This is a genomic window from Mycobacterium sp. URHB0044 (assembly GCF_000620625.1).
In the GTDB taxonomy this organism is placed as follows: Bacteria; Actinomycetota; Actinomycetes; order Mycobacteriales; family Mycobacteriaceae; genus Mycobacterium.
On record NZ_JIAW01000004.1, the window covers coordinates 157,223 to 184,205 of the forward strand.

The window sequence follows — 26,983 nt, forward strand, 5'->3', positions numbered from 1 at the left end:
AAGTGCGCCACGACGAAGTACGAGTCGGTGACGTGGAAGTCGATCGGCGGGCTGGCCAGCAACACACCCGACAGGCCACCGAGCAGGAAGGTGACCAGGAAGCCCACCGAGAACAACATTGGTGTCTCGAACGTCAACTGGCCCTTCCACATCGTGCCGATCCAGTTGAAGAACTTGATGCCCGTTGGAACCGCGATCAGGAACGTCATGAAGCTGAAGAACGGCAGCAGCACGGCGCCCGTGGCGTACATGTGGTGTGCCCACACCGCCACCGACAGCGCGGCGATGGCCAGGGTGGCGTAGATCAGCGTGGTGTAGCCGAAGATCGGCTTGCGGCTGAACACCGGGAAGATCTCGCTCACGATGCCGAAGAACGGCAACGCGATGATGTAGACCTCGGGGTGGCCGAAGAACCAGAACAGGTGCTGCCACAACAACACTCCGCCGTTGGCGGGGTCGTAGATGTGCGCGCCGAGGTGGCGGTCGGCGGCCAGGCCGAACAGCGCGGCGGTCAGCAGCGGGAACGCCAGCAGCACCAGGATCGACGTCACCAGGATGTTCCAGGTGAAGATCGGCATCCGGAACATCGTCATGCCCGGCGCGCGCATGCAGACCACGGTGGTGATCATGTTGACGCCACCGAGGATGGTGCCGAGACCACCGACGGCGAGGCCCATGATCCAGAGGTCACCGCCAGCACCCGGCGAGTGGATGGCGTCGGTCAGCGGCGAGTAGGCGGTCCAGCCGAAGTCGGCCGCGCCACCGGGGGTGATGAAGCCGGCGATCGCGATCAACGCGCCGAACAGGAACAGCCAGAACGAGAACGCATTCAGCCGGGGGAACGCCACGTCGGGCGCGCCGATCTGCAGCGGCAGCACCAGGTTGGCGAAGCCGAACACGATGGGCGTCGCGTAGAACAGCAGCATCACCGTGCCGTGCATGGTGAACAGCTGGTTGAACTGCTCGTTGCTCAGGAACTGCAGGCCGGGCAACGCGAGCTCGGTGCGCATGAACAGCGCCATCAGCCCGCCGATGAAGAAGAACATGAAGCAGGCGACGCAGTACATGATGCCGATCAGCTTGTGATCGGTGGTGGTCACCAGCTTGTAGATCAGGTTGCCCTTGGGGCCGAGCCGGGCCGGGAACGGACGCCGGGCCTCGAGTTCTCCGATTGGGGGCGCTTCGGCTACCAACAGATCCTCCAAAAGTTCGACGGGTCCAGTCCCACGTTCCCCGTGTGCTCTTGGTGAATCCTATCCCCCAAAACCGACGGCGGCGGCCCGGGTCCTACAAACCGTCGTATTCGAATCGCGCCTTACGGCGGACGGCGCCTGACCAGGAGGAAACGGGCACGATTCGTCGGAGCGCCGCAGCGTGGGGATGGCGGAGTTGATACCGTCGGCCGCGTGCCGTTCTTCACACCGCGGATGGGATTGGTCGCCGCGGCGGCGTCGCTGGCCACCGCGGTTTCGGTGACGCTGGTCAGTGGCTGTGACAGCCTCGGCGGCACCCCAGCGCAACAGTCCACCACGAACCCGCTGATCACCAGCACCACCCGAATCGCAGGGGCCGGTGTGCTCGGCAACCAGCGTCGACCGGACGACTCGTGCGCCCCCGACCCGGCCCCGCTCGACGAGGGACCGCCCACCCGTGAGGTACGCCACGCTGCAGGCAACACCGAGGTGCCCGCCGATCCACAGCGCATCGTGGTGCTGTCCGGTGACCAGCTCGATGCGCTGTGCGCCTTGGGCCTGCAATCCCGTGTCGTGGCCGCCGCGCTACCGGATGGTTCGTCCAGTCAGCCGTCCTATCTGGGCACCGTCGTGCACGACCTCCCTGGTGTGGGCAGCCGCACGGCCCCCGACCTGACCGCCATCAGGTCCGCCGCACCCGAGTTGATCCTCGGTTCGCAATCGCTCACGCCGCAGGAATACGGGCCACTGTCGGCCATCGCGCCGACGGTCTTCACCGGTCCCGGTGGCGCGGCGTGGCAGGACACCTTGCGCACGGTGGGCGCGGCGACCGGCCGCGTCGACGCCGCCAACCGACTGGTCGACGGATTCGTCTCCGACGCCGAGAAGACGGGTGTGCAGAACGACGCCACCCACTTCCAGGCATCGGTGGTCCGACTGACCGAGACCACCATGCGCGTGTACGGCGTCGACGACTTCCCCGGCAGCGTGCTCGCCACCGTCGGCGTGGATCGTCCTGCAGCGCAACGGTTTACCGACAAGCCCTACGTCGAGATCGGCACCACGGACGAGGACCTCGAGAACTCGCCGGACTTCTCCGCCGCCGACGGCGACATCGTCTACGTGTCGTTCGACTCGCCGGCAGCCAAGGAGCGTGCGGCCACCGTTCTGGGCAGCGACGCCTGGCGCAAGTTGTCCGCGACGCGGGACAACCGCGTGTTCGCGGTGAACGACGAGATCTGGCAGACCGGCGAGGGCATCGTCGCGGCGCGGGGCATCCTCGACGACCTGCGCTGGCTCAACGCACCGATCAACTAGGGCGCGGATCAACTAGTGTTCGAAACGTGTTCCACGTGCTGACGTCCACCTATCTGCAACCGCCCGACGTGATCGGACAGACTCGCCCCGCTCATCTGGCCTTCCTCGAGGAGGAAGTCGCTGCGGGCCGACTGCTGCTCGCCGGGCGGCAGGAGTCCGGGGTGGGTGGCGTGCTCGTCACCGCGGACATCGACACCGCCGTGGTTCAAGACATCGTGGACCGCGATCCGTACACCGTGGCCGGGATCGCCCGCTACGACGTCGTGCCGTTCAACGGTGCGGTCCGGGCGCCGGGTCTCTAACCTTGAATCATCGGTGCCGGGACTAATCCGGCGTCGTCCACGGTTGGCACTGCTCAGGGCCGCAGCGTTGCGCCCGATTCAGTTGGCTTCGCCAACTCCATGTGTACGAAGACGCCGAGACAAGCAAAGAGGGCTACATCCATGACCAAGACCGTTTCCGCGATCGCCGCCACGTCGGCCACCGCGCCCCTGACCAAGACCACGATCGAGCGCCGTGACGTCGGCCCTCACGACGTGGCATTCGACATCAAGTTCGCCGGCATCTGCCACTCCGACATCCACACCGTCAAGGGCGAGTGGGGCGTTCCCAACTACCCCGTCGTCGCAGGCCACGAGATCGCCGGTGTCGTCACCGAGGTCGGCTCGGAGGTCACCAAGTACAAGGTCGGCGACCACGTCGGCGTCGGCTGCTTCGTCGACTCCTGTCGCGAGTGCGACAACTGCAAGGCCGGGCTGCAGCAGTACTGCACCGACACCGGAATGGTCGGCACCTACAACGCCACCGAGCGCGACGGCACCCCCACCTACGGCGGCTACAGCCAGGCGATCGTCGTCGACGAGAACTACGTGCTGCGCATCCCCGACAGCATCCCGCTGGAGAAGGCCGCTCCCCTGCTCTGCGCAGGCATCACCCTGTACTCGCCGCTGCACCACTGGGGCGCGGGTCCGGGCAAGAAGGTCGCCATCATCGGCCTCGGCGGCCTCGGCCACATGGGCGTCAAGATCGCCCACGCGATGGGCGCCGACGTGACCGTCCTCAGCCAGTCGCTCAAGAAGATGGAGGATGGGCTGCGGCTCGGCGCCAACGAGTACTACGCCACGAGCGACCCCGACACGTTCACCAAGCTGGCAGGGACGTTCGACCTGATCGTCAACACCGTGTCCGCCAACCTGGACCTGGGCGCCTACCTGAACCTGCTGGCCACCGACGGCACGCTCGTCGAGGTGGGTGCGCCGGAGAAGCCCATGGAGGTGCCGTTCTTCCCGCTGGGCGCGTACCGCCGCAGCCTGGCCGGTTCGATGATCGGCGGCATCCCCGAAACCCAGGAGATGCTCGACTTCTGCGCCGCGCACGACGTGACCCCCGAGATCGAGATCATCTCGGCCGACTACGTCAACGAGGCCTACGAGCGCGTGCTGGCGAGTGACGTCCGGTACCGCTTCGTCATCGACACCTCGACCCTGTAAGAACCCTCGACAACGCCGCCGAAACTGCTGTCAGATCACGGATTTCAGCTCTTCCGCGATCTCACAGCAGTTTCGGCGGCGTTTTGGGCTCTGCGGCGTTTTGGGCTCTGCCCGTTTGGCTAGCCGGATGCGGCGGTGGCGTTGTCCACGCCGGCCAGCGGCCACCCTGCCGCGGCCAGCTTGGCCGCCACGCGCTGGACGTTCTCGCTGCCCGCGTCGTAATGGGTGACGTCGGAGATGAACGCCTCGATCTCGTCGGCGCCGATCGCGCCGTCGACGAGGGCGGCCGAGCCGTCCGCGGTGATGTTGCGGACGATGTCCTTGATCTGGTCTTCGGTCAAGGGAGTGGCGCGCAGCAGCGCCAGCAGCGGAACGCGATCCGGGCCGGGAACGCCCTCGGGATAACCGGCGCGAAGCCAGTTCAGGATGGAACCCAGAAGCGAGGTGTTGGTCACGCCGCCAAGTCTCACGGGTGCCCGATGCCACCGCCACCACGACGCCGGACAGTTCTCCGGCCATTCACCAGCCGTTCAGGCACCGTAATCGCGCCCTTCTGAGCGAAGGTTCGCTGTCAATCATCGGGAAATATCGCTCCTCGAGTTGTCGAGTGCCCGCCGGGGTGCGACGCTCATCGACGGACTGCAGTGTCGCGGGCCATATTCACACTCGGATCCGAGCCAGGAGGCCTGCGTGACCACCGAATCCGCAACGACCGACGACAAGTCGGCTGCGCCGACCACCGGCCTCAAGAAGGGGTCCATCGGCATCGTCGCGGTCATCTTCATGGCCGTCGCCAATGCCGCGCCGATCACGGCGATGACGGGCAACGTGCCCATCGCCGTCGGATTTGGCAACGGACTCGGCGCCCCCGCCGGATTCCTGTTCGCGACGGTCATCTTGACCCTGTTCGCCCTCGGCTACGTGGCGATGGCGCGACACATCACGACGACGGGCGCCTTCTACGGCTTCATCTCGCACGGGCTCGGCCAGACCTGGGGCATGGCCAGCGGCATGCTGGCCACGTTCGCCTACGTGGTGTTCGAGGGCTCGCTCATCGGCGGTTGCGCCTACTTCGCGAATGACGCCCTGAACACCATCTTCAACGTCAACATCCCCTGGCTGGCGATCGCCGTCTTCGCCATCGTGGCCATCGCCGCGTTGTGCTACTTCGACATCAGCCTCACCGCGGCCATCCTCGGGGTCACGCTCACCGCCGAGGTCCTGATCCTGTTCGCGCTCGCGTTCTCGGTGATCTTCTCCGGCGGCGGGCCCGACGGCTTCATGCTGAATCAGACCGTGCTGATCAACAACGCGTTCGAGGGCCTGCCCGCAGGCGCGTTCGGCACGGCGGCCGCAGCGGGATCCATGGCCATCGGCCTGTTCTTCGCCTTCTGGTCCTGGGTCGGCTTCGAGACCACGGCCGTGTACGGCGAAGAGTCCCGCAACCCGAAGAAGATCATCCCGAGGGCGACCATCATCGCGGTCGTCGGACTCGGCCTCTTCTACACGTTCATCTCGGCGATGGTGATCGCGGGCAACGGCGCGAAGACGTCCGTCGAGGCATCGATCAGCGCCTCGCCGCTCGACCTGTTCTTCGGCCTCGTCGACGCGAAACTGGGCGGTGTCCTGCTCGACGTCTACAAGGCCCTGCTGGTGATTGGCTCGTTCGCCTGTGCCCTGGCGTTCCACAACGCCGCGTCCCGCTACCTGTTCGCGCTCGGGCGCGAAGTGCCGTCGGACAAGATCAAGGCCACGGTCGGCGGCACCCACCCGGTGCACGGTTCGCCGTGGATCGCGTCGACGATCCAGAGCGTCATCACGCTGGTGATCGTGCTGGCCTTCGCGGTCTTCACCGCCGTGCAGGTCCCCGATGCCGACGGTGTTCCCGTCGACACGCCGGCACTGGTGCCCTACGTCAACATCTACGGACTGCTGGCGTTGATCGGCACCGCGGCGATCCTGCTGGTGCAGGCGATCTGCTCGGCGGCCGTCATCTGGTTCTTCTGGGTACGAAAGACGCACCGCGGCAATGTGATCACCACGCTGATCTGCCCCCTGATCGGTGGCGTGGCGATGCTGTACGTGGTGTGGCTGCTGTGGGACAACCGCGAGTTCGCCGCGGGACTCGCAGCCAAGTCGGACGTGTTCAAGGTTGCGCCCTACATGATCCTTGCGGTCTTCGTGATCGGGCTGGCGTACGCGGTGTGGATGCGTACCGCCAAACCGGCCCTGTACGCCGAGATCGGGCGCACCGTCATGGAGGACGCGCACGAGCGCGCGGAGGAGACCGCTCCCCCGGCCTGACGCGCACTGACGCAACGGCCCCCGCACGCCCACCGGCGTGACGGGGGTCTTTGCGTTGCGCGAGTGTGCATCTGACGAGGAACTCGCGGCTCAAATCTCGTCAGGCGCACATTCGCCGCGGCACCAGACCATGCCGCGCTCTCGGAGAGTGTTTCGTTGCGTTCGTCCAAAAAGCGCTCGCTCCTAGCTTGCTAGCATGCTAGCCTGGCTTCCGTGAGCGATGAGGACGTCAAGCAGTTCAACGTCTACCTGCCGCTCAGCCTGATCCGGCAGGTGAAGCATCACGCCATCGAAACCGAGACGTCGCTGTCCGCGCTCGTCGCCGATGCGCTGCGCGCATACCTGGACAGCCCGACGAAGGAGGACTGATGAGCACCGACGGCATCGAAGCCGTGTTCCTGGAAACCCACAACTGGGGCAAGGCGGCCAAGTTCTTTCAGGGGCTGGGCTACGAAATCGAATTCGCGACCGACCACAACTCCGGTCAGCTGCGTCGCGGCGACAGCCCGTCCCTGTTCATCTCCGAGATCCCGGAGAGCGAGCCGACTCGACGGCACATCGTGCTGGCCGTCGCCGATGCGGACGCCTTCGAACTCGATGCCTCCGTCGAGGTGGTCGGTGAGTGGGAGGACACCCATTGGGGCACGAAGCTCATGACTGTCCGCGACCCCGACGGCCGAGAGTGGATGCTGCAGGCACCGGCGAAATGAGCCAGACGACAGCAACACCCGACAGCACTGCCGTCCGCACCGCCCTGTGGCGGGCGCTGCACCTGGAAGTCGACGCGCCGCCGCACGTGATCGAGGACCGGATCGGCCTGCAGCTCGCAGCACCCGGCGACGAGTGGCGCCAGCGGCCCGACATGAACGAGTACGCCACGCCGGGTGTCCGCGCGTCGATCGTCGCGCGCGCCCGCTTCATCGAGGACTTGGTCGTCGAACAGGCTGCCGGCGGGGTCGGACAGTACGTCCTGCTTGGCGCAGGGCTGGACACGTTCGCACAGCGCAGGCCCGAAATCGCCTCGGAGATCACGGTATTCGAAGTAGACCAGCCGGGCCCACAGGAATGGAAGCGGCACCGCCTTGAAGAACTCGGCCTCGGCGTCCCGCCGTGGCTGCGGTTGGTGCCCGTCGACTTCGAGACCACATCTTGGTGGGACGGCTTGCTGGCCAACGGGTTCGACGCGACGCAGCCGGCCGTCGTCTCGTCGCTCGGCGTGTCCATGTACCTCACCAGGGAGGCGACGATGGCGACGCTGCGCCAAAGCGCCCAACTGGCACCGGGTTCCACGTGCGCGATGACGTTCATGAAGCCGCTCGAGCTCGTCGAACCCGAGGAGCAGGACATGCTTCGGGCGACCGACGCCGCCGCCCGTGCCTCGGGGACGCCGTTCATCAGCTACTACGCACCCGACGACATCCTGGCGATGGCCCGCGACGCCGGTTTCGCGACCGCCCGACACGTGACGGCGGCCGACTACACGCAGCGTTACTTCGCCGGTCGCAGCGACGGCCTGAAGCCGTTCACCACCGAAGAGCTGTTGGTGGCGACGACCTGACGGGTGCCGACGACCTGACCGATTGCTGTGAAGTTCATCGGGCGCGTGTGCCGCAGCAATAGCCGGGTAGGCCAACGTCATGCGTGCATTGACTGTCGAGCCGGGCCGTACCGGTTCGCTTCGAATCGATGAGTGCCCCGACCCCGAACCCGCTGCCGGAGAACTCTTGGTGGCCGGGCTGGCCATCGGTGTCTGCGGCACCGACAAGGAGATCGTGCGGGGCGAATATGGTTGGGCGCCTCCACATCGAGACCGGCTGATCCTGGGCCACGAATCACTCGGGCGTGTCGTCGAAGCTCCGCAGGGCAGCGACTACTCGAAGGGTGACCTGGTGGTCGGTGTCGTCCGCCGCCCCGACCCGGTGCCGTGCGGGGCCTGCGCCCGCGGTGAGTTCGACATGTGCCGAAATGGCCGCTACACCGAGCGGGGCATCAAGGAGATCGACGGATACGGCAGCGAGATGTGGTGTGTCGAGGAGGACTACGCGGTCAAGCTCGACCCCCGTCTGCGCCGCGTCGGGATGTTGATGGAACCGACCACCGTAGTGGCCAAGGCATGGGATGAAGTGCGACGAGTCGGGCAACGCGCCTGGTTCGAACCCCACCGCGTGCTGGTCACCGGCGCCGGACCGATCGGTCTGCTCGCAGCACTGCTCGGATCCCAGCAGGGCCTGGAAGTCCATGTCCTGGACCGGGTGACCGACGGGCCGAAGCCCGAGTTGGTGGAGTCCCTCGGTGCGACGTACCACCACGAGTCGATGGATGACGTCGCCTCGAAGCTCCAGCCCGACGTGGTGATCGAAGCCACCGGCGTTGGCGAGTTGGTGTTCGCCGCCATGGCCAACACCAGCTCGTACGGCATCGTCTGCCTGACCGGCGTGTCGCCGACGGGGCGCACACTTCACGTCGACGCCGGCAGCATCAACCGTGAGATCGTCCTGGAAAACGACGTCGTGGTCGGTTCGGTCAACGCGAACCTACGGCACTATCGCCAAGCAGCCGAGGCCCTTGCCGACGCGGACATCGGTTGGCTGGAACGGCTGATCACCCGCCGGGTGCCTCTCGATGACTTCGACGACGCGTTCGACGCCGCCGACGACGACGTCAAAGTCGTGATCTCCCTGGCCGACTCGGCGTAACCCGCGCTAGAAGTCCCAGTCCTCGTCGGTGGTGTTGACGGCCTTGCCGATCACGTAGCTCGACCCCGACCCCGAGAAGAAGTCGTGGTTCTCGTCGGCGTTGGGGCTCAGCGCCGACAGGATCGCCGGGTTGACGTCGGTCTCGTCGCGCGGGAACAACGCCTCGTAACCGAGGTTCATCAGCGCCTTGTTCGCGTTGTAGCGCAAGAACTTCTTGACGTCCTCGGTGAGGCCGACGCTGTCGTAGAGATCCTGCGTGTACTCCACCTCGTTGTCGTACAGCTCGAAGAGCAGTTCGTAGGTGTAGTCCTTGAGCTCGTTCTTGGTGGCTTCGTCCTGCAGGGCCAGGCCGCGTTGGTACTTGTAGCCGATGTAGTAGCCGTGCACGGCCTCGTCGCGGATGATCAACCGGATCATGTCGGCGGTGTTGGTCAGCTTGGCGCGGCTGCTCCAGTACATCGGCAGGTAGAAGCCCGAGTAGAACAGGAAGCTCTCCAACAGCGTGGACGCGACCTTGCGCTTCAGCGGCTCGTTGCCGTGGTAGTACTGCATGACGATCTCGGCCTTGCGCTGCAGGTTCTGGTTCTCCTCGGACCAGCGGAAGGCATCGTCGATCTCGGCGGTCGAGCACAGCGTCGAGAAGATGTTGCTGTAGCTACGGGCGTGCACCGACTCCATGAACGCGATGTTGGTGTACACCGCCTCTTCGTGCGGGGTGAGCGCGTCCGGAATCAGGCTCACCGCGCCGACGGTGCCCTGGATGGTGTCCAGCAGCGTCAGGCCGGTGAACACACGCATGGTGAGCTGCTTCTCATGGGCGCTCAGCGTGCCCCAGGACGGGATGTCGTTGGACACCGGAACCTTCTCTGGCAACCAGAAATTGCCGGTCAGCCGGTCCCAGACCTCGGCGTCCTTCTCGTCCTGCACGCGGTTCCAGTTGATGGCCGATACGCGGTCTATCAGCTTCATTCCGTCGGACACCCGAACCTCATTTCACCTGCGGAAGTGTATTTGCCAGACCGACCCGGCCGGTAGAAGGCGACACTACCCCTGGTGTCAGACATCGAGGGCCAACACAACCACTTGTGTCGCGTGTCGTCCCTCAAAGTCGTCTCACCGCCTCGTGAACTCGTACTCCGACCGTCGGAACCGGCGTGTCGCCAGCCAGTACTGCCACGTCATCCCGCTCCACAACGTGCGGTTGACGCCGTGGTCGTCGAGGTACCAGCTCCGGCAACCACCGGTGTTCCACACCGTGGTGGCGAGATCGCCCTGCAGCTCGGCGTTGAACTCGTCCTGGGCGCGGCGGGTCGGAGCCAGCGCGCGAGCCCCGGACTTGTCGACGGCGGCGATCGCCTTGGCGACGTAGCGGATCTGCGACTCGATCATGAACACCACCGAGTTGTGGCCCAGCGCGGTGTTGGGACCCAGCAGGAAGAACAGGTTGGGCATGCCGGCGACGGCGATGCCGCGGTGCGCCTGAATGCCCTCGCGGTTCCACCGGTCCACCAGGTCTTCGCCGTTGGAGCCCTTGATGTCGACGTAGGTGTAGGAGTCGGTGACGTGGAATCCGGTGGCGAACACCACGACGTCGACCGGGTGCTCGCGTCCGTCGGTGGTGACGATGCCGTCCGGCGTCATGCGCGCGATGCCCTCGGTGATCACCTGGGTCCTGGGATCGGCGATCGCGCCGTAGTAGGTGTCGGAGTTCAGGATTCGCTTGCAGCCGGCGCGGTAGTTCGGTGTCAGCTTGCGCCGCAGTTCGCGGTCCTTGACGCTGCGCCGGATGTTCCACCGGCCCATCAGCTCGCCGATCTTCAGCAGTCTGGGTTCCCGCGTCATGGCGAAGCCGACTGCTTCGTGAATCCAGTAGATTCCGTCGCGCATCAACGCCCGCGTGCCCGGCACCGTCGCGAACATCCGCCGCATCCACTCCGGAAAGGCGTTGTTGGGCCGCGGCATCACCCACGCAGGCGTGCGCTGGTAGACGTGCAGCTCGGCGACGTCCTCGACGATCGCCGGCACGATCTGGATGGCGCTGGCGCCGGTGCCGATCACTGCCACGCGCTTGCCGGTGAGATCCACGTCGTGATTCCACTGCGCGGAATGGAATGCGGCACCGCGGAATTCGTCGATGCCCTCGATGTCGGGGATCAGCGGGATGTGCAGCCCGCCCGCCCCCGAGACGAGGAACTGCGCGACGTACTCCTTCCCCGCGTCCGTGAAGACGTGCCAACTTTGTTCGTCGTCGTCCCAGTGCGCGCGTTCGACGTGCGAGTTGAACCGCACATAGCGGCGCAGGCCGTACTTGTCCGCGACGCCCTTGAGGTAGTCGAAGATCTCCGGCTGGAACGACCACATGTGCCGCCAGTCCGCCTTCGGTTCGAACGAGAACGAGTACATGTGCGACGGGATGTCACACGCGCACCCCGGATAGGTGTTGTCCCGCCACGTGCCGCCGATCTCGTCGGCCTTCTCCAGCAGGAGGAAGTCGACGCCTTGGCGCTGCAACGCGATCGCCATGCCCAGGCCGGAGAAGCCCGTCCCGATGATGAGCGCTCGGGTGTGCACGGCGTCAGTGCGGACTGCAGTTTCGTCGGCCTGCTCGGCAACGGTCATGGGGACGGTGTCCTTTCATGGGAACGCCGGTACCGGGTATTCCGCCAGTGTCCCGTCAGGCGCCAAACGTGTCAACGCCCCGGGCATTCGGGCAGGTCAGGCGACGGATTCGCGCCGGCTGACGCCTTCGTGCAGCGGCAGATCCGGGTCGATCTTGATACCGAGCAACTCACAGGTGCCGTGGATCGCGCCCAACATGATCGTGGTCATGTGCGCGATGAACTCGTCGGGCGGCATCCGCCGCGGGCTGTCGACGTTGGGCCCGAGCCACCAGTCCGTCGCCGCTGCCGCCGATCCGTACGTGGTGAACGCCGCCAGCTCGATCGCCGCCCCGTCGAGCTCCATCTCACGCAACTCGTTGCTGAACATGCTGGCCATCGCCAGCGTGATCTCGCGGCCCTCGTTGAGGGCCCGCATGGTCGACTCGCTCTGCTCGGCGAAGCGCCCCTGGATGAGGAAGCGGCACACGTTGGGATGCTGATCGACCAGGAGCACGTACTGCTCGACGCTGCGCCGGATCACCTCGCGGGCGGGGTCGGACGACAGGTCGATCGTGGGGAAGATGGCGGCCCACAGGATGTCTCGCAACCGCTCACCGATTGCCTGGAACAGGTCCGACTTGTCGGTGAAGTGCCGGTAGATCTTCGGCTTGGCCGTCCCGGCCTCCTCGGCGATCTCGCGCAGGCTCAACTCGGGCCCGAGCCGGTCGATCGCGCGGAACGCCGCGTCGACGATCTCGGAGCGCACCTTCTTGCGGTGCTCGCGCCACCGCTCGCTGCGCGCGTCGACCTTCACGCCGGGCTGGGTACCCGGTCTGGGGATGGACGGTCTGCGCACCCACCCACTGTACCGGCTGGGGCCGCCTGACCTGCCAAGACCGCGCCGCATCGTGGTGTGGCCCTGCACTTCGCGCGTCGCCGTCCTCGTCCCGCCGGGTTTCGACGCCCGGGTAATATTGGCCCGAACAGCCCAGCGACACGAGACGGAACAGATGACCCAGCGATACGACCTCGTCATTGCCGGCGGCGGCCCTTCCGGCTCGGCCGCGGCATGGCAGGCGGCGCAGACCGGCGCCAAGGTAGTGGTGCTGGACAAGGCCGAATTCCCCCGCGACAAGCCGTGCGGTGACGGTCTGACGGCGCGCGCGGTGAGCTACCTGCAGAAGATGGGACTTGCCGAGGAGGTCTCGAAGTTCCACCGGGTCAACCGCGTGACGGTGTTCAGTCCCAGCGCGTGGGAGCTGTCGTTCCCGAAGCGCCCGGGCATGCCCGATCACGGCCACACCGTCAGCCGCACCGAACTGGACACCCTGCTGCTCAAGCACGCCGAGTCGGCCGGCGCCGAGGTGCGCCAGTCCGCCGAGGTGGCGGGCCCCGAGTTCGACGCGAACGGTCGCGTCATCGGCGTGACGCTCAAGGGTGGCGAGAAGGTCTACGGCGACGCGGTCATTGCCGCCGATGGCGCGTACTCCCCCATCAAGCGGGCGCTGAAGATCGATTCCGAGTACAACGGCTATTCGGCCATCGCGATCCGTTCCGAGATGCATGCCAATCGGGCGGACTCCGACAGCCTGGACATCTACCTGAAGTTGGCGTTCCAGGGCGATCAGCTGCCCGGCTACGGCTGGGTCTTCCCGATGGGCAACGGCGTCTTCAACATCGGGCTGGGTTACGTCAACAGCTACAAGAACTGGCAGTCGATCAACGCCACCCAGTTCCTCGGCGAGTTCCTGCGGACGCTGCCGCGGGACTGGGAGCTGCCCGCCATCGAGGATCTGAAGAAGAACAAGAGCGTCCGTGCCTGGCGGCTGCCGATGGGCTTCACCGCGTGGCCGCCCTGGCGCCCTGGCGTCCTGTTCACCGGCGACTCGCTGGGGGCGGGGAAGCCGGCATCGGGTGCGGGCATCTCCAAGGCACTCGAATCCGGTTTGGCTGCAGGCGAATGCGCGATCGCGGCGTTGCAGAACGGCGGTCCCGACGACTTCACGAACTACGCGCAGCGGATGGAAGCGGCGTGGGGGCGGGAGTACAAGCGCGGCCGCTACTTCCACAAGTTGCTCGGTCAGCCGCGCATCGCCAACGCGGGCATCAAGCTGCTCGACAACGCACACTTCCGCGACCGCATGCTCAAGGCGCTGTACAAGAAGGAGCAGGGCCCGCAGCACAAGGTGAAGTAGCGTCCGCTCGCAGCCCTAGCCGAACAGCTGGCCGACCTTGAGTAGCAGCTGGTAGGCGCCGTACCCGAAAGGCGCTGCGACCCAGAGCCACGCGAGCGCGATGTAGCCCTTCGGGACAGTTGGTGCGTATTCGTGGTATTCCACGGACGAATCGGTCACCGGGTTGCCTCCTGCGGTACCAGCTTGGATGAATCGGGTTCGCGCTCATGCCATTTCGACGAGACCGGCCGGATCAGCTCGTTGCACACCAGCGCGACGACGAGCAGGGCGATCATGATCGAGAACGACAGCGTGTACAGCGCCGGGCCGCTCTTGCCCAGCGCCGCTTGGTGGTCGGCGACCGAGTTGACGATGATCGGGCCAAGAATCCCCGCTGCCGACCACGCGGTAAGCAGCCGGCCGTGGATGGCGCCTACCTGGAACGTGCCGAAGAGGTCGCGCAGGTAGGCCGGCACGGTGGCGAATCCGGCGCCGTAGAACGACAGGATGACGATGGTCGCGACCAGGAAGATCACCTTGTTGGAGTTCTGCAGCACGGTGATCGTCAGATAGAGCAGCGCGCCGACGCCCAGGTAGAGCCTGTAGGCGTTCTTGCGGCCGATCACGTCCGACAGGCTGGACCAGCCGATGCGCCCGAGCATGTTGCCCAGCGAGAGCATCGCCACGTAGCCGGCCGCCGCAGCGGCCAATGCTCCCGCCGCCGCTCCCGCGGCCGGGAAGTAGTCCTGGTAGATGGGCGAGGCCTTTTCCAGGATGCCGATGCCAGCGGTCACGTTGAAGCACAACACCACCCAGAGCAGCCAGAACTGCGGGGTCTTGACCGCATTCCCCGCCGAAACCTGACCGCCGGTGACGATCGAACCCGCCTGCACCGGCGGAGGAGTCCAGCCGTTCGGCCGCCAGTCCGCCCGGGGCACCCGGACCAGAAGCCAGCCCAACGACATGAACACCGCGTACACGAGGCCGTGCACGAGGAAGGTCTTGGCGATGCCGGTGGGCTGAGAGCCGAACGCCTTGAGCATCGCCGTGGACCACGGTGACGCGATCAGCGCACCGCCGCCGAAGCCCATGATCGCCAGCCCGGTCGCCATTCCCGGCTTGTCGGGGAACCATTTCATGAGCGTGGAAACCGGTGAGATGTAACCGATCCCCCAACCGATCCCGCCAAGCACGCCATAGCCGAGCAACACGAGCCAGTACTGATGCGTGGCAAGGCCCACGGCACCGACCAGCCATCCGCCGCTGAAGCAGCACATCGCCGCGAACATCGCCATCCGCGGACCGTTGCGGTCCACCCAGGTTCCGAAGCATGCCGCGGAGAGCCCCAGCATGACGATCCCGATGGTGAACGGCAGGGCGCTGAGCGTGCCGGAGATGTGGAGCGCCCCCTCGATCGGCTTCTTGAACACGCTCCACGAGTACGCGGCGCCGACCGACAGATGAATCGACAGCGCCGCCGGTGGCACCAGCCATCGATTCCAGCCGGGCGGCGCGACGATGCGTTCACGGCTGAAGAACGGCGCGGCGGTCAGCGGGGTGGGCACTGATGGCATCCTTTGCCTCTCGTTGTCTGACGACGCCCGTGCTGCCACCGCGAGCGTTACTCCGTAGCCGGCGCGTGGCCGGGCATGAAGCGATTTCCGCGAGGGACACTAGCGAAAATCCGACCGTTTTGAAACGTTTCATATAGAACGCTGCGTTGACACCCGTCGAATTTCCGCGTCGAGCAAACAGGCGAAACCCGGTCATGCACAAGCCTTTCGGCGACGGGTGCACGCACGAGGCCAACTAGCAACGAGTGCGCCGTGGGCACATGCACCCGCTGTCACGGCAACGCGATCCCCTACGCCCCTAGTCCGATCGACCGCGCCAACCCGTAGCCGACGCTGCCCACCGGGGGCGTCCGCCCCGTTATGACTTTCACCGGATCGCCGGACGCTTGGACGCATCACCGCCCATCCACGAAAGCGAAACGACCATGACCACTACTCGACTGATGCGCCGATACCTGGCGGCTGCTGCGCTGACCGCCGGACTGGCCGTCGGACTCGCCACGACCGCCAACGCCCAACCGATCGGACAGATCGGCGACGAAGCGGGCTTCAACGAGTGCGTGAAGGATCACCCCGACAGCGAGGGCTTCGCGGTGTGCTGCGTCTTCTACGGCGGGTCCCTGGACGAGGGACCGAACCATCAAGCGTGCGCCATCGGACCGGTCACCACTCCCGACGACGAGGAGGCCGCGACGCCGCTTCGCCCGTCGCGTGCCGGCTCGCTGCCGGAAGTGGCGACGGCCGAACCCATTTGGACCGAGCCGACGAAGAAGCCCGCGCCGACGCGGCTTCCCTCCGTGTCCGTCGCGTCGGTCCGCTAGCGCACCTGTCAGGCCGTGAACGCGTACTGCACGTTCTCGGCCACGCGAACGAAGCCCAGCCGCCGGTAGATCCGGTTGGATGTCGCGTTCGCGACGTCGGCGAACAGCACGACCTCCCGGGCGCCGCGTCGGTGGGCGTGGCGGACCGCCGCCGCGGTGACAGCCGCGCCGCATCCGCGGCCCCTGCTCTCGGGCGGGGTATAAACCGGTCCGATGCGTGACGTTCCAGCGGCGGGCGCGTGCACCCGCGCCATGGCGACGGGCGCACCGTTCACCGTCCACAACACCACTTCACCGTCGCTGTCGTAGACGGTACGAAGGAGCTCACGGCTGGCCAACGGATTCGACGCGGCACCGAATGCCTCGACGAAGAACGCGTCGAACCACCAGACGAGCAGTTCGGCATCGCGCGGACCGGCAAGCCGTGGCACTCCGACGACGTTGTCCCGCGGACTGAGTTCGTCGAGGCGGTACAACGTCTCCTCGCACGACCTCACGGCCTCGACGCCGGTGACGCCTGACCATGCGTCGGCGAAAGCCGTTGCGTTCGAAGGGGTTCCCCGCACTCCCGGCAGCGCCGAGCGTACGGTCGCCACCTCTGCTGCCGCGACCTTCGCCATCGCCGGCGGTAATCCGCTCACCAGCAACGTCTCCCCCGGCATCTGCACCGCCGCACCCACCGAACCGTCACAGTCGGTGACGGACAGCAGAATCGGATCTTCTGCTCCCTTCGCCGCACGCAGGACCGTGAGTTCGCAGGTGAACAGCACCGGATCTCGGCGATAGACCCATCGCGCGACGGGTCCGAAATCCGTCGCGGTGTCGTACAGCTGGGCGTCCACGTCTTCGAGCGTGACGAACTCGGCCGCGAAATTCCACTGATTTTCCGCGCGCTGCGAACCGCCGACGTTGTCGGTCGCGACCGCGGTTACCGAACGGGGCGGGCTCCCGGCTCGCCAGGACCCGGTGTGGAACCGGGTGGCGGCGGGCTGATTTGGCCGGTGCGGATCCAGTCGATCGCCATGTCGACGGGGTTCTGCGGGTCGACGAACACCGCGATCGTCGCACCCGGTTGTGCCCGCGCCACGTGCAGCTGCGCCACGACTTCGTCGAAGACGGCCCCGTAGAGCGGGGTGCCGTCTTCACGCTGAACCCTGCCCTGGATCCGCAGCACTGGCGACATGTTCATATACGACCCGACCTGCCAGACGCCGTCGATGGTGACGGTCGCACGCAGGCCCGCACCGTTGGTCAGCTGCGCGTGGCGCATCATCTTCATGCCGATCTCACCGGCGTCGGCCGCTTCGTGAATCCGGTTGGGGATGTCGCCAATCTGGCCGAGGAACGACGACGGGCGTCCCTGCGATTCCAGGTACTGCTTGTTGGCGCCGTACATCCGCGCCCAGTCCTTGAACGGGTTGGGCATCGCCGTCAACCCGAATCAGCCGTCAGTCCCGGATCAGTAGCCGAGGAACTTGCGGAACTGTTGTCCGACGGCCATCGACTGGCCCATCCGTTGCACCCAGCCGTCGAGCGCCGCCTTCGTGTCGGCCGGGCTCCACCCGCGTTCCTGGGCGAGGGTGATCATGCCGGCCTCGTCGTTGATGCCGCGGGCCTGCGCCTCGCGCGCGAGGTCGGCGTAGTCCTGCAGCGATATGCCGTTGATGGGCGCCCAGATCGCGTCGTCCGCGGCCACCGAGCGGGTCGACGGCCCGCCCAGCACGGCCGGGTCGATGGGTCCGGCGTTCTGCACGTGCACCATGCCGTCACCCTGCTGCTGTGTCGGCGGGGCGAATGCCTGCTGCGCTTGAGCTGCTGCCTTCTTCGCCTTGTCGAACAGTCCCATTGGTGGTCTCCGATCCTCCGGCCCGCGCTGATATCTCGCCGGGACGCTACTCCGATGGTCGGTGTTCCCGACGGGAAATTGACGAGGTGGAAGGGCTACGTCAGCGCTTGCCGCGGGCGGCTCGGCCCGGCTTGCGGGCGACCTTGCCCGCGGCGGCGCGGGCGGCCTGCTTCGCGAGAGTCTTCTCCCGTGCGGTGCGTTTCGGCGCCGGCTCGGACCGCCCTCGCGACGAACTGGGTTTGCGCCCGCGCACGATTCCGACGAATTCCTCGACCAGTTCCGGCTGTTGCCCGTCTGGGACGGCGAGCGCCACGGGGCAGTTGGGCGCGTCGGTGATGGGGCGGTAGGTGAGGTCCTTGCGGTGATACAGCCGCGCCAGCGACTGCGGAACGATGAGCACGCCCATGCCAGATGCAACGAGTTCCGTTGCGTCCTTGGTGGTCTCGGGCCGGTGATCCACCGGGACACCGGGGGTAGCTGCCCAGGCGACGACGTCGTCGAGTGGAATGAGGATCGGCTCGCCGTGGAGGTCCGCGGCGGTGATCTCGTCGGCGGCTGCGACGACGTGGTCGGTCGGCACCACCGCCACAGTCGTCTCCTCGTAGAGCGGGATGACGGCCAGTCCGGACGGATCGACCGGCGGTCGGAGTAGCGCCACGTCGATGGTGCCGTCCCGCAACGCGTCGGCCGCGTCGGCGGCGGCGACGGCATCCAACCGCAGCGGCACCTCGGGGTGGCGTTCGGCCCAGGTCCGAGCCCACTTCGCGGGCGTCACACCAGGGACGTACCCGACGGTGAGGCGGAGCGGGGTCATCGCATCAGGCTACCGATGGGCCGCCCGATAGGCTGGTGGCCATGACCAGGCCAAACGCGCAGTCCATGAAACCCGCCACGGCGGCGAAGAAGCTGGACGTGTACTTGCCGGCGACGCCTGCGGAGTTCCAGGAGAACGCGATCACCCGCTCCGAACTCGCCGCACTGCAATCGGATCCGCCGCAGTGGCTCAAGGACCTCCGCAAGAACGGGCCGCATCCGAAGAACTTGGTGGCGTCCAAGCTGGGCGTCTCGATCGCCGGTCTCGCGCGCGGCGGCATCACGGAGGCGCTCACCACCGAGCAGATCAACGCGCTGCTCGAGGACAAGCCGGAGTGGCTGGTCGCCGAACGCGAGAGCTACCAAAGCGTGCTGCGCGAGGAGCGAAGGCTGAAGGCGCTGCACGAGGATAGGGCCCGCGACAATTGATTAGCTCAGCTCATAACATGCAGCTGACGCAACCCTCCACCTCAGTGCCCTCCAGCGCCATCTGGCGCAGGCGGATGTAGTACAGCGTCTTGATTCCCTTGCGCCAGGCGTAGATCTGCGCCTTGTTCACGTCGCGCGTGGAGGCGGTGTCCTTGAAGAACAGCGTCAGGCTCAATCCCTGATCCACGTGCTGGGTGGCCGCGGCGTAGGTGTCGATGATCTTCTCGTAGCCGATCTCGTACGCGTCCTGGTAGTACTCCAGGTTGTCGTTGGTCAGATACGGCGCCGGGTAGTAGACGCGACCGATCTTGCCTTCCTTGCGGATCTCGATCTTGCTGGCGACCGGGTGGATCGAGCTGGTCGAGTGGTTGATGTAGGAGATCGACCCCGTCGGCGGAACGGCCTGCAGGTTCTGGTTGTAGATGCCGTGCGTCTGCACCGACTCCTTCAACCGCTGCCAATCCTCTTGCGTGGGAATGCGAATGTCGGCGTTGGCGAACAGTTCTCGCACCCGTTCGGTCTTCGGCTCCCACACCTGCTCGGTGTACTTGTCGAAGAACTCACCGGACGCGTACTTCGAGCGCTCGAAACCGCCGAAGCGCGTGCCCCGCTCGATCGCGATGCGGTTGCTGGCCCGCAGCGCGTGATACAGCACCGTGTAGAAGTAAATGTTGGTGAAGTCCACGCCCTCTTCGGAGCCGTAGTGGATGCGCTCCCGTGCCAGATACCCGTGCAGGTTCATCTGGCCAAGGCCGATCGCGTGAGAGTCGTTGTTGCCCTGCTCGATCGAGGGCACCGACCAGATGTGGGTCTGATCGCTCACGGCGGTCAGCGCGCGGATCGACACCTCGATGGTCTGGGCGAAGTCCGGCGAGTCCATCGCCTTGGCGATGTTGAGCGAACCGAGGTTGCACGAGATGTCCTTGCCGACCTTGGCGTAGGTCAGGTCCTCGTTGAACAACGACGGCGTCGACACCTGGAGGATCTCCGAGCACAGGTTGCTGTGCGTGATCTTGCCCTCGATCGGGTTGGCCCGGTTCACCGTGTCCTCGTACATGATGTACGGGTAGCCGGACTCGAACTGCAGCTCCGCCAGCGTCTGGAAGAACTCGCGCGCCTTGATCTTCGTCTTGCGGATCCGCGCGTCGTCGACCATCTCGTAGTACTTCTCGGTGACCGAGATGTCGGCGAACGGCAGCCCGTACACCCGCTCGACGTCGTACGGCGAGAACAGGTACATATCCTCGTTGCGCTTGGCCAGCTCGAAGGTGATGTCCGGAATCACGACGCCGAGCGAGAGCGTCTTGATGCGGATCTTCTCGTCGGCGTTCTCGCGCTTGGTGTCGAGGAACCGGTAGATGTCGGGATGGTGGGCGTGCAGATAGACCGCGCCCGCACCCTGCCTGGCACCCAGCTGGTTGGCGTAGGAGAACGAGTCCTCGAGCAGCTTCATGATCGGGATGACGCCCGAGCTCTGGTTCTCGATGTTCTTGATCGGCGCGCCGTGTTCGCGAATGTTGCTCAGCAGCAACGCGACTCCGCCGCCGCGCTTGGACAGCTGAAGCGCGGAGTTGATGGAGCGGCCGATGGACTCCATGTTGTCCTCGATGCGCAGCAGGAAGCAGCTGACGGGCTCGCCGCGCTGCTTCTTGCCCGAGTTGAGGAACGTCGGGGTGGCCGGCTGGAACCGGCCGTCGATGATCTCGTCGACCAGCTTCTCGGCGAGCACGGTGTCACCGGCGGCGAGCGTCAGCGACACCATCACGACACGGTCCTCGAAGCGCTCGAGGTAGCGCTTGCCGTCGAACGTCTTGAGCGTGTAGGAGGTGTAGTACTTGAACGCGCCGAGGAACGTCGGGAAACGGAACTTCTTGGCGTACGCGCGGTCCAGCAGGGACTTCACGAAGTTGCGCGAATACTGGTCGAGCACCTCGCGCTCGTAGTAGTTCTCCTTGACCAGGTAGTCGAGCTTCTCGTCCTGATTGTGGAAGAACACCGTGTTCTGGTTGACGTGCTGCAGGAAGTACTGATTCGCGGCTTCGCGATCCTTGTCGAACTGAATCTTGCCGTCGGCGTCGTACAGATTCAGCATCGCGTTCAGCGCGTGGTAGTCCGTTTCCCCCGGAAGCGCGTGAGCGCCGGTGGTTACAGGCTCTGCAGCTGTGACGGTTGGTGGCACGTCTGGTCCTTCCAGAAGTCTGCGAGACCCGCGCGGACGGCGTTGACGTCGTCCTCGGTTCCCATCAGTTCGAAGCGGTACAGGTAGGGCACGGAGCACTTGCGGGAGACCACGTCACCCGCGTAGCCGAACTCGGCGCCGAAGTTGGTGTTGCCGGCGGCGATGACGCCGCGCAACAGCGACCGGTTGTGTTCGTTGTTGAGAAAGGCGATGACCTGCTTGGGGACGTATCCCCCGGCGTCCGGATCGGGGCCGTTGGCATGCCCGCCGCCGTAAGTCGGCAGGACCAGCACGTACGGCTGGTCGACCTCGATGCGCCCGTGCAGCGGGATCCGGGTGGCGGGCATGCCCAGCTTCTCCACGAAGCGGTGGGTGTTCTCCGAGACGCTGGAGAAGTAGACGAGATCGCTCATCGCCGTTCTCCTTCTCTCCCGTTCCTACCCGCCGAGTACCCGCTAGGCCGTGACTGCGACCGCGCCGGACAGCGACTTGATCCGGTCCGGCCGGAAGCCCGACCAGTGCTCGTTCCCCGCGACCACGACGGGCGCCTGCAGGTAACCAAGGGCCATGACGTAGTCACGCGCCTCGGTGTCCAGGCTGATGTCGACCTTCTCGTAGGCGATGCCCTGCTTGTCCAGCGCCTTGTAGGTGGCGTTGCACTGCACGCAAGCGGGCTTGGTGTACACGGTGACGGTCATCTGCGGTACGGCTCCTCTGCGGAAACTAAGACGTGAACTTGACGTGACTGGCAACTGATCGGGGTTCCTGCATTTCCACTATGTTCAGCGGAACCGGGACCCTCGAAATTCCTGCCGACCGAGGCTCCGAATCCGCCGTGTCCTGGACCGGACACCAGCGGATTTGGAGCTCCGGCCGACCCCCGAACCCGGGGGCCTGTCGGTCAGCAAGACACTACACCTAGTGGCCGACATCCGATACGGATACAAGATGTTCTGAACGACATTCATGGAATTCCCAGGTCGTAAGCTCCGCACCACCCGACTTTCCGGCGTGTCGCAACACACCGGCGCGGTCGTGTCGCGCCGTATCGACCGGTCTACCACCGGACACCGACAAGCCCCCGATTCCTGCCGCCAGACAGCAAAGCCGCGCTCATGGGCTCGCCTGCCCTCTATGTCATGGACGACGCGATCGCTTGGTGCCCTTCCAGCTCGCACGCGTCGGCCATCGCCCGATACTCAGCGGCGAAGCCGCGGTATGCCTGCTCATCGCCGCCGGCCCGCTCAAGCAGGGCTCGCAGGCGCAGCAGCGGCAGGTCGTGCAGGACATACCCCGGGTCGGTGGGCACCGCGGCCAGACGCTCGATCGCCGCACGCGCCGCGCCCACGTCACCGGGTGCGTTCCTGACCAGTAGGGCTTCGACGAGCGCCGTGGTGGCGGGCCCGCGCCACAGCATCGCCCCGCAATCGAAGAGTCGGTCGAGTACCGCACCCGACAGCGCGACCGCGGTATCGAGATCACCGATCTCGTGGTGCCACCTCGCGAGCTGAATGTCGGCGATCTGCACGATCGACCCATTGCCGCGCCCTTCGACACCATCCCGACGGGCGCGGCGAAGATGCTCCAGCCCAGCCTCTTGTTCCGGTCCCCCATGCGCGACCAGGGCGATGCCGCGGGCCAGATGCGCGTGCGACAACGTGAAGTCGTCGCCGGACTGCTCGGCGATGACCAACGACTCGGCCGTATCGCGAAGCGCTTGACCGTCGGCCTTCACCGCACCGAGCCCGATGTGCGCATATTTGTGCAGGGTCGCGACGATCTGCGTCAACGGGTCGAGCGCGCGAGCGACCGCGATGGCCTCATCGAGATCCGCCTTCCATCCCGGGCGTCCCAGGGACATGCGCGCGACCCCCCGCATCGCGATGGAGAGGCAGAACGGGGAGCCGAGGAAGAGGGTTCCCGCGGTCGGATCGCCACCGGTCAGGTCGATGACCCGCTGCGCCAATCGCCATAACTCCGTGACTTCACCGGTCTCCCATTTCGCCGCCATGGTGGCGGTCAGCACGGCGGACGCCAGCTCGTCGTCGTCGAGTTGCTCGACGAGCGCGCTCAGTTCGGAGCCGAGTTCGGACGCATCCCGCGCACGATTGTGGAAGGCGAGCGCCATCACCATGCCCGACATCCCTATCGCGACCGATCGCTGATCGCCGGCCTCGGCGCACAGTTGGCGCAGTTCTTCGAAACCGGTTTCCGCTGAGCCCAAACCGGCGAGCCAGGCGCTCCCGCACAGCAAGGTGCTCGACTGGATCCGCATCCGCATCCGGTCCGGGTCCTCGGGGGGCAACCGATCCGCCACCTGCCGCGCGCGTTGCCAGCTCGTGCGCGCCGCGACGATGTTGCGCAAGGTGAGCCAGGTCCCCGCCCGCATGTGCCAGTCGAAGGCCGACCGCAGATCCCCTGCCGCCTCGACGTGCATCGCGATCAGGGCGGCGTTCTCGTCCAGCGACCCCGGTGTTCCCTCGCGCTGCATCGCTGCTGCGAGACGTTGATGTAGCTCCGCGCGGGCGGACCGCAATTGTGATTCGTAGGCGACCGATCGGATCAGTGGATGCCGAAACGCGTACTCGGCGACGGGGATCGACGTCACCTCGTCGATAAGGTCGGCGTCCAACAACTCGGCGGTGCATACCGGGTCGACCAAGCTGGTGAGTTGGCCATCGGTGAACCGCGCGCCGATCACGGCAGCCGCGTTCAGCGTGCGCTTGGCGCCGGTGCCGAGCCGGTCGATGCGTGCGCCGATGGTCGCCTGCAGCGTCGCAGGCACATGGGTATCGGCGGCGTCCCCGCGCTGTACGTACTCCCCGGGCCGGCCCCGAAGAACGCCACGCTCAGCTAGATCGCGGACCAACTCCTCGGCGAAGAACGGGTTGCCGCCCGCACGCTCGGCGATCTTCGAGCCGACGACCGCGACCGAAGGGTCTGCACCGAGTAGCTCGCCGATCAGCGTCGTGGCCTCCGAATCAGCGAGGGGCTCGAGCGCGACACTCTTGGCCGCGCGCTCGGAGAGCTTCCCGTGGTATTCGGGACGATAGGTGACCAGCGCGAAGGCATGCGTCTCCCGAATGTCGCCGAGGAATTCAGCGATCAGCGACTCGCTGGCCTCGTCGATCCAATGGGCGTCCTCGACGACGTACAGCGCGGGTGCGGCACGCGCGACGGCGGCAGTCTTCAGCAGTGCCGTCAGTCGACGCCGGCGCGCGTCCGGACCGATCGCGGGAGGTTCGATGTCGGGGTCCCCGATGGCGAGCAGGTCGTCGAGTAGCAACAGGCTTTCGTGGTCGGCATCGGGCAATTGCGCACGCACCCGCTGACGCGCGAGATGATCGGGCAGATCCGTTACCCCGGTGACGTCGCGAAACAGCCGTGTCGCGGCGTGGAAGGGGACTTTGCGGGCATGCGCTTCACAGAAGGCGGAGGCGACGAGAGCGCGCTGCCCACTCAGCGACACGAGTTCGGCAACGAGGCGACTCTTGCCGATGCCCGGTGGGCCCACTATCCCGAACACGGCCCCATTCCCGCGCAGCGCGTCATCCATGGAGTCGCGTAGCGCATTCACCTCGCGGTCACGGCCGACGAGTGTCGACTGTGCCCGCAGCCGAGACCCCTTCGGCGCCACCGACAACAGACGCCGGGCAGGTACCGGGTCCGTGACATTCTTGATCCGCACCATCTCGGATTCCGTCATGTCGACGACACCCTCGACGAGGCGGGCGGTCGACGCGCTCAGCATCACTCCCCCTGGCGGTGCAGCCGACTCCATCCGCTGCGCCATTCCGACGTGGGCCCCGATGGCCGTGTAACTGCCTGGGGCGGAACCCATCTCGCCGGCTATTACCTCTCCCGAGTTGAGTCCCACCCGAAGTTGCAGCTGGACGGCGTCACGTCGGCACAGTTCGGCGGCGAAGGACTGCACTTGTTGCTGCAGTTCCAGGGCCGCCAGGCAGCCGCGAATCGCGTGATCTTCCAGAGCGATCGGCGCGCCGAACAGCGCCATGATGCCGTCACCGGTGAAGTCCACCGTGCCGCCGTACCGGGTGACGACGGCTCGCGAGCGGGTGAGCAGTTCGCTCATCACCTCGCGTAACCGCTCCGTGCCCAGCACCGAAGCCATGTCCATCGACCGGACCACATCGGCGAACAGGACGGTCACCTGCTTGAACTCCGGAGGTTGGGTCGGCGCGGTGATCGCGGATCCGCACGCATCGCAAAACCTGGCACCCTCGCGTGGTTCGGTGCCGCATATCGCGCACGCCACGCTCATCGTCAAACTTCCGCTGCCGGCCCGAGACGGAGCAGGCGCCGCTCGACGAGATCCGCCCCGCGTGCAACGCCACCTGCTGCCGCAAACCCCGCCGCTACCCGGCGAGCACCGTCTGCCATCGACGTGGCCTCGGAAATCTTCGACGTGAGCCGGGCTGCAGTGAGCATCTTGCTGGGCAGGCGGGTACCGCAGCGCGCCACTTCCACCCGCCGCGCCACCTCGAACTGGTCACGGCCGAAGGGAACCACGCATACCGGCACCCCGTGTGTCAGGGCCTTCTGAGTGACACCCATCCCTCCGTGCGTCACGGCGCACACGGCTCGCTCGAGCACGGATCCATGCGGGACGAATCGCTTCACGGTGGCGTTGTCCGGGACCACGAGGGCATCCGGGATTCCGCACGGGAACGTGGCGACGACATGAACCGACTCGTCTTGCATGGCTGCCATCACGGTGGCAGGCAGCACCCCGTCGGATTGGCGTTCGGAGGACGTCGTCACCAAGACGATCGGGCGCTCGATCGCATCGAGCCAGGCATTGCCGCCAGAGTCTGGCGGGTCGAATTCACACGGGCCGATCATCTGCACGCGGTCATCCCAGTCGGGATGCGGATACTCGAATGGTTCCGCAGTCGCGACGAGCATCAACGGTGCCCGCCTCACCAGGTCTTCAACCGACACAAGCGATTTCGCACCGACGGCACTGCAGACGCGATTCAGCGGATCCAGCATCGCCTCTTCGAACGTCTTGACGACGAAGGGACGTAGGGCCTCATCGCGGATGCGTCCCAGCAGCCCTGGCCACGGTCGAAGGCCCGGGCCGAACGGCGGAACACCCCGCGACTTCAGAATCGGCGGATACGGCCAGAAGGACACCCATGGCATCGACGCTGCGTCGACCACCGAGGGCGCGCCCCAGCAGTTGACGTCGATGATCGCCACGTCGGGCTGTACCGAATCGATGGATGCCCGGATGTCGTCGGCCTCGATGGCCGCGCGCTCGGCGAAGACGCGAAATGCAGCCGCCATGGCCGCACGGGGATTCGCGGCCATCCAGTCCGTCATCGCGACTGCCTCGATGCGCGGGGCGATGGCCGAGGTCTCGAGACCCAACGCATTGCCGGTGCTCACCCCGCCGGGAAGTGTCCGCAGCACGACGCGGTGGCCCCGTTCCCGCAGTTCCGCGAGCAGCGCCAGGAGCGGGTAGAGGTTGCCGAAGGCCGGAGAGGTGTACGCCAGGATCGTGGCCATCGGTCCACCAGCCTC

Annotated in this window: 27 protein-coding genes; 11 read left to right on the top strand and 16 right to left on the bottom strand. The window is 66.1% G+C overall.

All coding sequences use genetic code 11. The features are described 5' to 3' along the window. On the bottom strand, window positions 1-1,193 hold a 1,193-nt coding region (locus N536_RS37980), incomplete at its 3' end, for a cbb3-type cytochrome c oxidase subunit I (protein ID WP_036435992.1). A gap of 234 nt (window positions 1,194-1,427) precedes the next feature. Between N536_RS37980 and N536_RS0110035 the strand changes: the two genes are divergently transcribed. The 3 genes from N536_RS0110035 (at window position 1,428) to N536_RS0110045 (ending at window position 4,000) form a co-directional block, all read left to right on the top strand. Further along, window positions 1,428-2,510, top strand: coding sequence for an iron-siderophore ABC transporter substrate-binding protein (locus N536_RS0110035; RefSeq protein ID WP_197040111.1), 1,083 nt, complete (start codon window positions 1,428-1,430; stop codon window positions 2,508-2,510). 26 nt (window positions 2,511-2,536) lie between these two features. Then, complete coding sequence (locus tag N536_RS0110040; protein WP_029113484.1) at window positions 2,537-2,812, top strand: YciI family protein; 276 nt, start codon at window positions 2,537-2,539, stop codon at window positions 2,810-2,812. 141 nt (window positions 2,813-2,953) lie between these two features. Continuing rightward, a complete protein-coding gene (locus N536_RS0110045) occupies window positions 2,954-4,000 on the top strand; it encodes an NAD(P)-dependent alcohol dehydrogenase (protein WP_029113485.1) in 1,047 nt (348 codons plus the stop codon). Window positions 4,001-4,119: 119 nt separating this feature from the next. Here the strand turns inward: N536_RS0110045 and N536_RS0110050 are convergent, their stop codons facing one another. Continuing rightward, window positions 4,120-4,455, bottom strand: coding sequence for a DUF3349 domain-containing protein (locus tag N536_RS0110050; protein ID WP_029113486.1), 336 nt, complete (start codon window positions 4,453-4,455; stop codon window positions 4,120-4,122). A gap of 235 nt (window positions 4,456-4,690) precedes the next feature. Between N536_RS0110050 and N536_RS0110055 the strand changes: the two genes are divergently transcribed. The 5 genes from N536_RS0110055 to N536_RS0110075 all read left to right on the top strand — a co-directional run bounded on the left by N536_RS0110055 (window position 4,691) and on the right by N536_RS0110075 (window position 9,000). After that, window positions 4,691-6,304 (top strand): APC family permease, encoded by a 1,614-nt coding sequence (locus N536_RS0110055; RefSeq protein WP_029113487.1) that lies wholly within the window; start codon window positions 4,691-4,693, stop codon window positions 6,302-6,304. Between the two features lie 213 nt (window positions 6,305-6,517). Then, window positions 6,518-6,673 carry a ribbon-helix-helix domain-containing protein gene (locus tag N536_RS0110060; RefSeq protein WP_029113488.1) on the top strand — a complete coding sequence of 52 codons (156 nt, stop codon included), beginning with the start codon at window positions 6,518-6,520 and terminating at the stop codon, window positions 6,671-6,673. After that, window positions 6,673-7,014 (top strand): glyoxalase/bleomycin resistance/extradiol dioxygenase family protein, encoded by a 342-nt coding sequence (locus N536_RS0110065; protein WP_029113489.1) that lies wholly within the window; start codon window positions 6,673-6,675, stop codon window positions 7,012-7,014. Before N536_RS0110060 ends, N536_RS0110065 begins: the two co-directional genes overlap by 1 nt. Further along, window positions 7,011-7,862, top strand: a complete 852-nt coding sequence (locus N536_RS0110070) for a class I SAM-dependent methyltransferase (RefSeq protein ID WP_029113490.1) — start codon at window positions 7,011-7,013, stop codon at window positions 7,860-7,862. Before N536_RS0110065 ends, N536_RS0110070 begins: the two co-directional genes overlap by 4 nt. A gap of 79 nt (window positions 7,863-7,941) precedes the next feature. Continuing rightward, window positions 7,942-9,000 carry a glucose 1-dehydrogenase gene (locus N536_RS0110075; protein WP_029113491.1) on the top strand — a complete coding sequence of 353 codons (1,059 nt, stop codon included), beginning with the start codon at window positions 7,942-7,944 and terminating at the stop codon, window positions 8,998-9,000. A 6-nt stretch (window positions 9,001-9,006) separates the two neighbouring features. Here the strand turns inward: N536_RS0110075 and nrdF are convergent, their stop codons facing one another. The 3 genes from nrdF to N536_RS0110090 form a co-directional block, all read right to left on the bottom strand. Continuing rightward, entirely contained in the window at window positions 9,007-9,969 is a 963-nt protein-coding gene (nrdF, locus tag N536_RS0110080) for a class 1b ribonucleoside-diphosphate reductase subunit beta (protein WP_036435938.1), read from the bottom strand. A 144-nt stretch (window positions 9,970-10,113) separates the two neighbouring features. Next, on the bottom strand, window positions 10,114-11,619 hold the full coding sequence (locus N536_RS0110085) for an NAD(P)/FAD-dependent oxidoreductase (RefSeq protein ID WP_029113493.1): 1,506 nt from the start codon (window positions 11,617-11,619) through the stop codon (window positions 10,114-10,116). A 96-nt stretch (window positions 11,620-11,715) separates the two neighbouring features. Then, window positions 11,716-12,456, bottom strand: coding sequence for a TetR/AcrR family transcriptional regulator (locus N536_RS0110090; RefSeq protein WP_029113494.1), 741 nt, complete (start codon window positions 12,454-12,456; stop codon window positions 11,716-11,718). Between the two features lie 154 nt (window positions 12,457-12,610). On the opposite strand from N536_RS0110090, the gene N536_RS0110095 reads away from it, so the two are divergent. Then, entirely contained in the window at window positions 12,611-13,795 is a 1,185-nt protein-coding gene (locus N536_RS0110095) for an NAD(P)/FAD-dependent oxidoreductase (protein ID WP_029113495.1), read from the top strand. Between the two features lie 15 nt (window positions 13,796-13,810). On the opposite strand, the gene N536_RS42130 is transcribed toward N536_RS0110095, so the two are convergent. Beyond that, entirely contained in the window at window positions 13,811-13,954 is a 144-nt protein-coding gene (locus N536_RS42130; protein WP_155948536.1) for a hypothetical protein, read from the bottom strand. Further along, on the bottom strand, window positions 13,951-15,348 hold the full coding sequence (locus N536_RS0110105; protein ID WP_051574390.1) for an OFA family MFS transporter: 1,398 nt from the start codon (window positions 15,346-15,348) through the stop codon (window positions 13,951-13,953). The genes N536_RS42130 and N536_RS0110105 overlap by 4 nt, the downstream gene beginning before the upstream one ends. Window positions 15,349-15,773: 425 nt before the next feature. Here N536_RS0110105 and N536_RS0110110 point away from each other — a divergent pair, with 425 nt between their 5' ends. Further along, the gene (locus tag N536_RS0110110; protein WP_155948537.1) at window positions 15,774-16,169 is read left to right on the top strand and encodes a hypothetical protein; all 396 of its coding nucleotides are present in this window, start codon (window positions 15,774-15,776) and stop codon (window positions 16,167-16,169) included. Window positions 16,170-16,177: 8 nt separating this feature from the next. Here N536_RS0110110 and N536_RS0110115 read toward each other — a convergent pair whose 3' ends face one another. The 4 genes from N536_RS0110115 to N536_RS0110130 all read right to left on the bottom strand — a co-directional run bounded on the left by N536_RS0110115 (window position 16,178) and on the right by N536_RS0110130 (window position 18,829). Then, complete coding sequence (locus N536_RS0110115) at window positions 16,178-17,011, bottom strand: GNAT family N-acetyltransferase (protein ID WP_029113498.1); 834 nt, start codon at window positions 17,009-17,011, stop codon at window positions 16,178-16,180. 86 nt (window positions 17,012-17,097) lie between these two features. Further along, window positions 17,098-17,595 (bottom strand): hypothetical protein, encoded by a 498-nt coding sequence (locus N536_RS0110120; RefSeq protein WP_029113499.1) that lies wholly within the window; start codon window positions 17,593-17,595, stop codon window positions 17,098-17,100. A 33-nt stretch (window positions 17,596-17,628) separates the two neighbouring features. Further along, on the bottom strand, window positions 17,629-18,015 hold the full coding sequence (locus tag N536_RS0110125) for a hypothetical protein (RefSeq protein WP_029113500.1): 387 nt from the start codon (window positions 18,013-18,015) through the stop codon (window positions 17,629-17,631). 100 nt (window positions 18,016-18,115) lie between these two features. Continuing rightward, the gene (locus N536_RS0110130; protein WP_029113501.1) at window positions 18,116-18,829 is read right to left on the bottom strand and encodes a LysR family substrate-binding domain-containing protein; all 714 of its coding nucleotides are present in this window, start codon (window positions 18,827-18,829) and stop codon (window positions 18,116-18,118) included. Window positions 18,830-18,870: 41 nt separating this feature from the next. Here N536_RS0110130 and N536_RS0110135 point away from each other — a divergent pair, with 41 nt between their 5' ends. Then, complete coding sequence (locus N536_RS0110135; RefSeq protein ID WP_029113502.1) at window positions 18,871-19,257, top strand: DUF5997 family protein; 387 nt, start codon at window positions 18,871-18,873, stop codon at window positions 19,255-19,257. A gap of 10 nt (window positions 19,258-19,267) precedes the next feature. On the opposite strand, the gene nrdE is transcribed toward N536_RS0110135, so the two are convergent. The 5 genes from nrdE to N536_RS0110160 form a co-directional block, all read right to left on the bottom strand. After that, a complete protein-coding gene (gene nrdE / locus N536_RS0110140) occupies window positions 19,268-21,436 on the bottom strand; it encodes a class 1b ribonucleoside-diphosphate reductase subunit alpha (protein WP_029113503.1) in 2,169 nt (722 codons plus the stop codon). Then, window positions 21,403-21,849, bottom strand: coding sequence for a class Ib ribonucleoside-diphosphate reductase assembly flavoprotein NrdI (gene nrdI / locus N536_RS0110145; protein ID WP_029113504.1), 447 nt, complete (start codon window positions 21,847-21,849; stop codon window positions 21,403-21,405). The genes nrdE and nrdI overlap by 34 nt, the downstream gene beginning before the upstream one ends. A gap of 42 nt (window positions 21,850-21,891) precedes the next feature. Continuing rightward, window positions 21,892-22,134 (bottom strand): redoxin NrdH, encoded by a 243-nt coding sequence (locus N536_RS0110150; RefSeq protein ID WP_029113505.1) that lies wholly within the window; start codon window positions 22,132-22,134, stop codon window positions 21,892-21,894. A gap of 434 nt (window positions 22,135-22,568) precedes the next feature. Further along, the gene (locus N536_RS0110155) at window positions 22,569-25,718 is read right to left on the bottom strand and encodes an adenylate/guanylate cyclase domain-containing protein (protein ID WP_051574391.1); all 3,150 of its coding nucleotides are present in this window, start codon (window positions 25,716-25,718) and stop codon (window positions 22,569-22,571) included. A 2-nt stretch (window positions 25,719-25,720) separates the two neighbouring features. Further along, the gene (locus N536_RS0110160; protein ID WP_029113507.1) at window positions 25,721-26,968 is read right to left on the bottom strand and encodes a glycosyltransferase; all 1,248 of its coding nucleotides are present in this window, start codon (window positions 26,966-26,968) and stop codon (window positions 25,721-25,723) included. Window positions 26,969-26,983: the final 15 nt, after the last annotated feature.